Below are 8,244 nucleotides of genomic sequence, written 5' to 3'. Positions count from 1 at the left end.
GCGCGGGGCATCGTCACCTTTCTGAATGAACACGATGGACCTCACACATTTCGCGATTGTGCCGAAAACGACCATCGATTCCTTCAAATCTCACGGCCTGCGCACAACTGCCGTCCTATAACCGGGTCATACACCGCAGTACCGATCGGCAGCATCGTTTTGTTCATGTCAGGACCTCGTCCAAGGAGCATGCCCGTGCGATTTCTCCGTCCTACCCTGATCTGCGTGGCGCTGGCCAGCCTCGCCGCACCTGCCCTGGCGGCCGACACCACCACCTTCAACGTCAAGATCATCATCACCAAGGCCTGCACGATCACCGCGGCGGCCGCCACGGACGTCGACTTCGGCACCGCCCTGTCCACCGCCACTACGCCGTCCAACGCGCAGGGCACCATCACCGCGCAGTGCTCGGCACTGACCCCCTACACCATCGCGCTCAATGCCGGCTCCAACGCCGGCACCGCCAACGATGTGACCACCCGGCGCATGAAGAACACCAACGCCGCGGTGACCACCAACAACTTCGTGGGCTATCAGCTGTACCAGGACGCCGGCCACGCCAACGTCTGGGGCGCCACCACCGGCACCAATACGGTGGCCGGCATCGGCACCGGCCTAGCCGTGCCGTATACCGTGTATGGCCAGATCGCCAACCCGAGCGTCAACAATGCCGCCACGGGTAGCTACCAGGATGTGGTAACCGCCACCATCTCCTACTGAGGGCAGCCCATGCCAATGACCGCACGGGCCCGCCCCTGGCGGCGCCTGGGACTGGCCTGCGCCCTGTCTGTCCTGTCCAGCAGCCTGGCAATGGCCGCTAGTCTGCAGGTGGCGCCCACCTCCCTGCAGCTGGGCCCACGGCAGAACGCCGATGCGCTGTGGATCAGCAACAGCGGCACCGCGCCGGTACAGGTGCAGGTGCGGGTCTACCGCTGGCACCAGCAAGGCGGCCAGGACCAGCTCACCCCCACCGACGACCTCCAGGTCAGCCCGCCGATGCAGTCGCTGGCCGCTGGCCAGCAGCAGCTGGTGCGGGTGGTGCGCAGCGACCCGCAGGCGCCGGCGCAGCAGCTGGCCTATCGGGTGATCGTCGACGAACTGCCGACCCTGGACCCGAGCCGGACCGGGATGCAGTTCGTGCTGCGTTATTCGCTCCCGGTATTCGTCCAGCCGGTCGAGGCCAGCCCGGCGAAACTGCAGGCCCGCCAGATCACCCTGGATGATGGTCGTCCGGCACTGGAAGTAAGCAATGCCGGCGGTGCCTACGCGCAGCTGGCCGACCTGGCCATCGGCAGTCCGGAGCGTCCGCAGACCGTGCATCCGGGCATGCTCGGTTACGTGCTCGGCGGCCAGACCATGCGCTGGCCCCTCGACCTTCCCCCGGCCCGCCTGGTGGGAGCCACCTTCATGGCCAGGATCAATGGTGAGTCGGCCCAGACGCCACTACCCGTCGCGCCACCGGCTCGCTGAGGCCTGCGCGCGGATGCTGCTCAGCGCCAGCCTGCTGCCTTGGTCGAGCCACGCGGCCGATGCCGGGCTGGAGGCGTCGGGCGCGTCCGGCGACGCCGTGTTGCCCGCGCCCACGCCGCTGACCGCATCGCAGACGCTGTACCTGGAAGTGACCCTCAATCGTGCGCCGCGCGGCCTGCTGCCCTTCACCCAGGAACTGGGTCGGCTGTTCGCTGCGCCGGCCACACTGCGGCAACTCGGCTTCCCCGCGCAGGGCGATGCGCCGGTACCGCTGGATCGCCTGGCCGGCGTGGTGCTGCGCTACGACGCCGCGCTGCAGACGCTGTCACTGGATGTGCCGTTGGATCAGCTCGCCCTGCCGACCACGCGGCTGGAGCGCGCGCAGGAAACCACGCCCCATGCCTCCGGGTCGCCAGGCGCGTTGCTCAACTACGACGTCTACGGCAGCCACAACGAGGCCGGAGGCAACCTGGCGCTGACCAGCGAAGTGCGGCTGTTCGGGCTTGGCAATGGCGTGCTGGAAAACAGCACCGTGCAGCGCACCTATCAGGTTCCCCGGCAGGGCTGGCGAACCGAGAGCGTGCGCCTGGATACCCATTGGCAACTGGATTTCCCCGATGCCGCACTGACCCTGACCGTAGGCGATTTCTACAGCGGCTTCGTCGACTGGAGCCGGCCGGTGCGGATGGGCGGCATCCAGATCGGGCGCAACTACGGGCTGCAGCCCTATCGCCTGCTGACCCCCACCCCCACCTTCCTCGGCGAAGCGGTGGTGCCTTCCAACGTCGAGCTGTATGTGGACGGCTTGCGCCAGTACAACGGCCAGGTACCGGTCGGCCCGTTCCAGTTGGCCGCGCAGCCCGGCATCAACGGCACCGGCAATGCCCAGGTGGTGATCACCGATGCGTTCGGTCGCATGCAGACGCTGGATTTCGCCTTCTACGGCACCCAGCAGCTGCTCGCCCAGGGCTTGTCGGATTGGTCGCTGGGCGTGGGCCGCATGCGCCGCGACTACGGCATCCGCTCATTCGCCTACGACGCGCAGACCGTGGGCAGCGGCACCTGGCGTTACGGCATCAGCGACCGTTTCACCGCCGAGCTGCACGCCGAGGGCGGCGGCGGCGTGGGCAATGCCGGCGCCGGCGGCTGGTGGCTGCTGGGCGCTGCCGGCGTGTTCAACGCAGCGTACGTGCACAGCCGCCAGGACGGCCGCGCAGGCGGCCAGTACGGGCTGGGATACAGCTGGAACAACCGTCGCTTCAACGTGAATCTGTCCAGCCGACGCACCCATGGCGACTACCGCGACCTGGGGGCACTGCAGGGCAGCCTGCCTGCGCAGATCAGCGAACAGGCCACGTTGGGCGTGAACCTGGACGGGGCCGGTGCGATCAGTGCCAGTTACCTGCGCCTGCGCTACCGCGACGGCGAGGACAACCGCTACGCCAGCCTGTTCTGGTCGGCCAACCTGGGGCAACGCTGGTCCACCTATCTGTCGGTCAACCAGAACCTGGATGACGGCAAGGACCGCAGCATTTACCTCTCGCTGTCGGCCGCCCTGGGACGCAACCGCCAGGCCAGCGTGTCGGCCCAACGCAACGGCGAGAACACCACCTATGTGGCCGACCTGTCCCAGCCGGTGCCGGGCGACGGCAGCCAGGGCGGGGTTGGCTGGCGCGTGCAGGCGCGCGGCGGCGACGATGGCGGCGGCGGGCTGGCCGAAGTGGGCTGGCTCAACCGCGTCGGGCGCTACGCACTGGGTTACTCGCGACAGGGCGACAACGACTATGGCTATGCCAGCGCCAGCGGCAGCCTGGTCTGGATGGGTGGCCACGTATTCGCCGCGCGCGAGGTGCCCGATGCCTTCGCCGTCGTCTCCACCGGCAGCTTCGCCGGCGTGCCGGTACGGCTGGAAAACCGCCTGATCGGCAGCACCGACCGCAACGGCCTGCTGCTGGTGACGCCGCTGCTGTCCTGGCAGCGCAACCGGCTGTCGATCGACACGCTCGACCTGCCGGCAGACATCCGCGCGGCGGAGGTCGACCGCTGGGTCACTCCGCGCCAGAGCGCCGGCATCGGCGTCGATTTCGGCCTGCGCCGCACCCACCCCCTCCGCGTGATCCTCCACGACGACAACGGCCAGCCGCTCCCGCCGGGCAGCGTGGTGCACCTGCCCGACGCGCGCACCGCGATCGTGGGTTACGACGGCCAGACCTACCTGGAAGACGTGGTCCTGCCCACCACCCTGCGCGTGGTCACCGCGCGCGGCGGGTGCACGGTGCCCCTGGAAGCCCGCACCCGCAGCGAGCCACATCCCCGCCAATTGGGCCCGTTGCGCTGCAGCGCCGGAGCGGCACCATGATCCGCCTCCTCGCGCTGTTTGTGATGGTCCTGCTGGGCGTGTCGTGCAGCGGCGCCGCGCGCGCCGACACCAACTGCGTCGCCACTGCGCCGGTCACCCTCGCGTTCGGCACCATCACCAACGGTTCGTCCAGCGTCACCAATACCACCACCACCTTCACCATCACCTGCAACACCGCCGCGCTGAGCCTGCTGGCCACCGCATCGGTGCGACTCTGCCTGGGCATCGGCAATGGCAGTGGCGGCAGCACGCTCCAGCCGACGCGCAGCCTGACCAACACCACCGCCGACACCATGGCCTACCAGCTGTATACGAACGCGACCCGCAGCACGATCTGGGGCCTTGTCCCGGGCAGCAATCCGGGCGCACAGGTGGTCGACATCAACTACAGCGTGCCGCTGCTGACCGGCGGGAGCGGCACGGTCACCATCACCATCTATGGCCAGGTGCCGGCCGGGCAGACGCTCTCGGCAGGAAACTTCAGCAGCAGCTTCACCGCCGCCAGCACCCCCATCCAGTTCGCTTACAACGAGGTACTGCTTGGCACCGCCTCGCCGCCGCCCGCCTGCACCACCCCGGCCGGCGGCGGCGCGACCGGCAACAAGACCGTTGCGTCCGGCTTTCCGTTCACCGTCACCGCCAACGTGCTGCCGCAGTGCAGTACCTATGTCACCACCGACATGGACTTCGGCAGCAATGCCGGTGCGATCACCGGCAACATCGACCGCACCTCGACCATCGGCCTGACCTGCATCAACCGCACCGCTTACACCATCGGCCTGAACAACGGCCAGCACGTGCTCGGCACCACCACCCGGCGCATGCAGCACACCACCAATCCGGCGTACTTCCTTGCCTACGAGCTTTACCGCGACAGCGGCCGCAGCCAGCGCTGGGGCAACACCATCGGCGTGGACACCGCCGCCGGCACCGGCACCGGCAGCGCCCAGACCCTGACCGTGTACGGTCGCGCGCCCCCCACCTCCGGCAGCCTGCCCGCCCAGGGCAGCTACAACGATGTGATCACGGTAACCATCACGTACTGACCTCGCAGCGCCTCAAGCCCGGCGGCAATCCGGCCGATAACGGGCAGGCCCCTTCCCTGCGATGTGCCATGACCCTGCGACGGCTTCCCTCCGCCCCGGCCTGCCTGCTCCTGCTCGCGGGCCTGATCGCGTTGCCGGCCGCCGCGCAGTCGCAGGGCGGGTTGCGCATCCAGCTGCGGATCGTCGCCGACTGCACCTCCGCCACCGCGCGCGCTTCGCATGAGGACTGCCCGGTGCCGCACCAGCGCAGCGATGCCCCCACCCCGGTTCCGGCCCAGGTGCAGGCCTTGACCCCGGTCGACCCGGCCCGTGACGACCGCCCCGACCGCGTCACGGAGACCTACTGATGCACCGCCTCGCCGCGCGTGCGCTCGGCCTGGCCCTGGGACTGCATGCGACCGGCGCCGACGCCTTGCAGCTGTCGACGCACGCCGTGCTGCTGCCGGCCAGCCAGGCCGACGCCGAGGTCTGGCTGGACAATCCCGGGGCGCTGCCGTGGTCCGGCCAGGCGCGCCTGTATCGCTGGGAGCAGGAAGAAGATGCCGAGCGGCTGCGGCCGGCCGAGGACGTGGCGCTCAGCCCGTCCCTGCTGGACATCCCGCCGGGGCAGCGGCAACGCCTGCGCGTGGTCCGGCTGGGTGCCGCCCCTGCGCAGGTCCAGCAGGCCTATCGGCTGGTGATCAGTCCCGACCCGACGCTGCCGGCGGCCAGCGCGCTGCGCTATTCGCTGCCGGTCTTCCTCGATCCGGTTGCCGCCACCGCCGAGGCCCCGACGCTGCAGGCCCGCCTCCAGCCGGGGCCATCTGCCCAGCTCCAGCTTTACAATGCCGGACCGCGCCACGCCCATCTGGCCGACCTGGTGTTCATCGACCGCCACGGCGGCCGCCAGGTGGTGATCGCCGGCCTGGCCGGCTACGTCCTCCCCCGCCAGACACGGTGCTGGGCGCTCCCGCCACGCGCTGACGGCTATGCCGGGGGCCGGTTCCGGGCCCGCCTGGACCATGCGGCCGAGGCCGACCTGACCGCCGAGATTGCAGCCTCGGCGCCAAGCGGGCTATAATCGACCGGATCTCCCGCCTCGCTCGATGCGGGACACCGTCAACACCGGACGTCACCGGTGAATTCACACCTGCCGCCCATATCCGTGCCGGGGTGCTCCGCAAGGAGTTCGGTCACGGAAGCGACAGGGAAGCCAAACCCCGGAACCCCCCGCCTTGCGGCGGACCGCCCAACTATTACCCGTGGCGGCCGGTTCCCTATCAGGAGTTACTGCAATGCCCCAGGTCACCATGCGTCAGATGCTGGAAGCCGGCGTCCATTTCGGCCACCAGACCCGTTACTGGAACCCCAAGATGGGCCAGTACATCTTCGGCGCCCGCGGCAAGATCCACATCATCAACCTGGAAAAGACCGTTCCGCTCTTCAATGACGCGATGAACTTCATTTCCAGCATCGCGCAGAAGCGCGGCACCATCCTGTTCCTGGGCACCAAGCGCAGCGCCCGCGAGTCGATCCGCGAAGAAGCCGAGCGTTGCGGCATGCCGTTCATGAACCAGCGTTGGCTGGGCGGCACCCTGACCAACTTCCGTACCGTGAAGCAGTCGGTTGCCCGCCTGAAGGAACTGGAAGCCGGCGAAACCGACGGCACCTTCGAGAAGCTGGTCAAGCACGAAGTGCTGGGCCTGCGTCGCGAGCGTGACAAGCTGGAAGCTTCGCTGGGCGGCATCAAGGACATGAACCGTCTGCCGGACGCGATCTTCGTCATCGATATCGGCCATGAAGACATCGCCATCAAGGAAGCCAAGAAGCTCGGCATCCCGGTGATCGCCGTTGTCGATACCAACTACAACCCGGAACTGGTCGATTACGCGATCCCGGGCAACGACGACGCCATCCGTGCCGTGCAGCTGTACGCCCGCGCCGCTGCCGACGCCGTGCTGGAAGGCAAGGCTGCTGCGCCGCATGCCGCCACCGTCCGTGAAGAAGAGTTCGCCGACGCTGCCGCCAGCGAAGAAGCCAAGCCGGCTCGCCGCGCTCCGGCCAAGAAGGCTGCCGCTCCGGCCGCCGACGCACCGGCCGCCGACAAGGCTGGCGAAGCCCAGGCCTGATCCTGGCCCACGGTGGGCGCTGCGCGCCCACCGTCCCTGTCCGCTGCCGATGGCGCGACGACAGGACACTGTCATACGGGCCGGCCACCATGCCGGCCCAACCCCTTTCTTTCGTGAGGAAATCCCGTGGAAATCACTGCTTCCCTGGTCAAGGAACTGCGCGAGCGCACTGGCGCCGGCATGATGGAGTGCAAGAAGGCACTCACCGAAAACGGCGGCAACATCGACGCCTCGGCCGAATGGCTGCGCAAGTCCGGCCTGGCCAAGGCCGACAAGAAGGCTGACCGCGTGGCTGCCGAAGGCATCATCGTGGCGGCTCAGGAAGGCAACAAGGCCGTGCTGGTCGAAGTCAACTCCGAGACCGACTTCGTCGCCAAGGACAGCAACTTCCTGGACTTCACCAAGGCCGTTGCCGCCACCGCCCTGAGCTCGGGCGCTGCCGACATCGACGCGCTGAAGGCTGCCAAGCTGCCGACCGGCGAGACCGTCGAAGAAGCCCGCGCCGCCGTGATCGCCAAGGTCGGCGAGAAGGTCGACGTGCGTCGCATCGTGCGCCTGGAATCGTCCAACAACGTGGCAGCCTACGTGCACGGCGGCCGCATCGGCGTGCTGGTCGAGCTGGCCGGCGGCGACGCCGAGCTGGCCCGTGGCCTGGCCATGCATGTGGCTGCGATGAATCCGCCGCACAACAAGGCGGCCGATGTGCCGGCCGAGTTCGTTGCGAAGGAGAAGGAAATCGAGCTGGCCAAGATGACCGACAAGGACAAGTCCAAGCCGGCCGACATCCTGGAAAAGATCATCAGCGGCAAGATCGCCAAGATCGTGAACGAAGTGACGCTGTACGGCCAGCCGTACGTGCTGGACACCAACCAGTCGGTCGAGCAGGTGCTGAAGGCCGCCGGCGCCGATGTGGTCGGCTTCAAGCGTCTGGCCGTTGGCGAAGGCATCGAGAAGGTGGTGGAAGACTACGCTGCCGAAGTGATGAAGCAGGCCGGTCTGGCCTGATCCATCCCGCCATCGTTTCTGGTGGCGTTGTGGTTCGAAAAAACCCGGCTTCGGTCGGGTTTTTTTGTGGGTGTTTGTTTTTTTTGAAGCAAAAAGCGCAGAGCCAAAGCTAAAGCCAAAGCCAAAGCCAAAGCCAAAGCTAGTCCGAGGCGGTTTGCTGGCTGCTGGGCTTTTCAGTGCGGGCTGGCAGGCTTACCCCCTGCCGGGACACGCCGTAAACCCATCCCTGGGGGCTCGCGGGCGCCATCCATGGCGC

8 protein-coding genes are annotated in these 8,244 nt (G+C 67.9%); all 8 read left to right on the top strand.

From position 1 onward, the window contains the following. The first annotated feature begins 189 nt into the window (after positions 1–189). The 8 genes from RTO53_RS18330 (at position 190) to tsf (ending at position 7,988) form a co-directional block, all read left to right on the top strand. On the top strand, positions 190–720 hold the full coding sequence (locus tag RTO53_RS18330) for a spore coat U domain-containing protein (protein WP_312239141.1): 531 nt from the start codon (positions 190–192) through the stop codon (positions 718–720). Between the two features lie 9 nt (positions 721–729). After that, positions 730–1,470 (top strand): molecular chaperone, encoded by a 741-nt coding sequence (locus tag RTO53_RS18325; protein ID WP_312239140.1) that lies wholly within the window; start codon positions 730–732, stop codon positions 1,468–1,470. A 13-nt stretch (positions 1,471–1,483) separates the two neighbouring features. After that, on the top strand, positions 1,484–3,829 hold the full coding sequence (locus RTO53_RS18320) for a fimbria/pilus outer membrane usher protein (RefSeq protein ID WP_312239142.1): 2,346 nt from the start codon (positions 1,484–1,486) through the stop codon (positions 3,827–3,829). Further along, on the top strand, positions 3,826–4,875 hold the full coding sequence (locus RTO53_RS18315; RefSeq protein ID WP_312239139.1) for a spore coat U domain-containing protein: 1,050 nt from the start codon (positions 3,826–3,828) through the stop codon (positions 4,873–4,875). The genes RTO53_RS18320 and RTO53_RS18315 overlap by 4 nt, the downstream gene beginning before the upstream one ends. Positions 4,876–4,943: 68 nt before the next feature. Then, positions 4,944–5,222, top strand: coding sequence for a hypothetical protein (locus RTO53_RS18310; protein ID WP_312239138.1), 279 nt, complete (start codon positions 4,944–4,946; stop codon positions 5,220–5,222). Continuing rightward, the gene (locus RTO53_RS18305) at positions 5,222–5,935 is read left to right on the top strand and encodes a fimbria/pilus periplasmic chaperone (protein ID WP_312239137.1); all 714 of its coding nucleotides are present in this window, start codon (positions 5,222–5,224) and stop codon (positions 5,933–5,935) included. Before RTO53_RS18310 ends, RTO53_RS18305 begins: the two co-directional genes overlap by 1 nt. A 214-nt stretch (positions 5,936–6,149) precedes the next feature. Continuing rightward, on the top strand, positions 6,150–6,983 hold the full coding sequence (gene rpsB / locus RTO53_RS18300; protein ID WP_312239136.1) for a 30S ribosomal protein S2: 834 nt from the start codon (positions 6,150–6,152) through the stop codon (positions 6,981–6,983). A 126-nt stretch (positions 6,984–7,109) separates the two neighbouring features. Further along, positions 7,110–7,988 (top strand): translation elongation factor Ts, encoded by an 879-nt coding sequence (tsf, locus tag RTO53_RS18295; RefSeq protein WP_312239135.1) that lies wholly within the window; start codon positions 7,110–7,112, stop codon positions 7,986–7,988. Positions 7,989–8,244: the final 256 nt, after the last annotated feature.

It is taken from the genome of Stenotrophomonas sp., assembly GCF_031995405.1.
Taxonomy (GTDB): domain Bacteria; phylum Pseudomonadota; class Gammaproteobacteria; order Xanthomonadales; family Xanthomonadaceae; genus Stenotrophomonas.
Note: the sequence above shows the minus strand (reverse complement) of the source record. Positions and strands in the feature narration are given on the sequence as shown.

What these genes read in the sequence shown, in the direction of transcription:
- RTO53_RS18315 (WP_312239139.1), top strand. Translation starts at nt 3,826, where the DNA reads ATGATCCGCCTCCTCGCGCTGTTTGTGATGGTCCTGCTGGGCGTGTCG.
- RTO53_RS18310 (WP_312239138.1), top strand. Translation starts at nt 4,944, where the DNA reads ATGACCCTGCGACGGCTTCCCTCCGCCCCGGCCTGCCTGCTCCTGCTC.
- RTO53_RS18330 (WP_312239141.1), top strand. Translation starts at nt 190, where the DNA reads ATGCCCGTGCGATTTCTCCGTCCTACCCTGATCTGCGTGGCGCTGGCC.
- RTO53_RS18325 (WP_312239140.1), top strand. Translation starts at nt 730, where the DNA reads ATGCCAATGACCGCACGGGCCCGCCCCTGGCGGCGCCTGGGACTGGCC.
- rpsB (WP_312239136.1), top strand. Translation starts at nt 6,150, where the DNA reads ATGCCCCAGGTCACCATGCGTCAGATGCTGGAAGCCGGCGTCCATTTC.
- RTO53_RS18320 (WP_312239142.1), top strand. Translation starts at nt 1,484, where the DNA reads ATGCTGCTCAGCGCCAGCCTGCTGCCTTGGTCGAGCCACGCGGCCGAT.
- RTO53_RS18305 (WP_312239137.1), top strand. Translation starts at nt 5,222, where the DNA reads ATGCACCGCCTCGCCGCGCGTGCGCTCGGCCTGGCCCTGGGACTGCAT.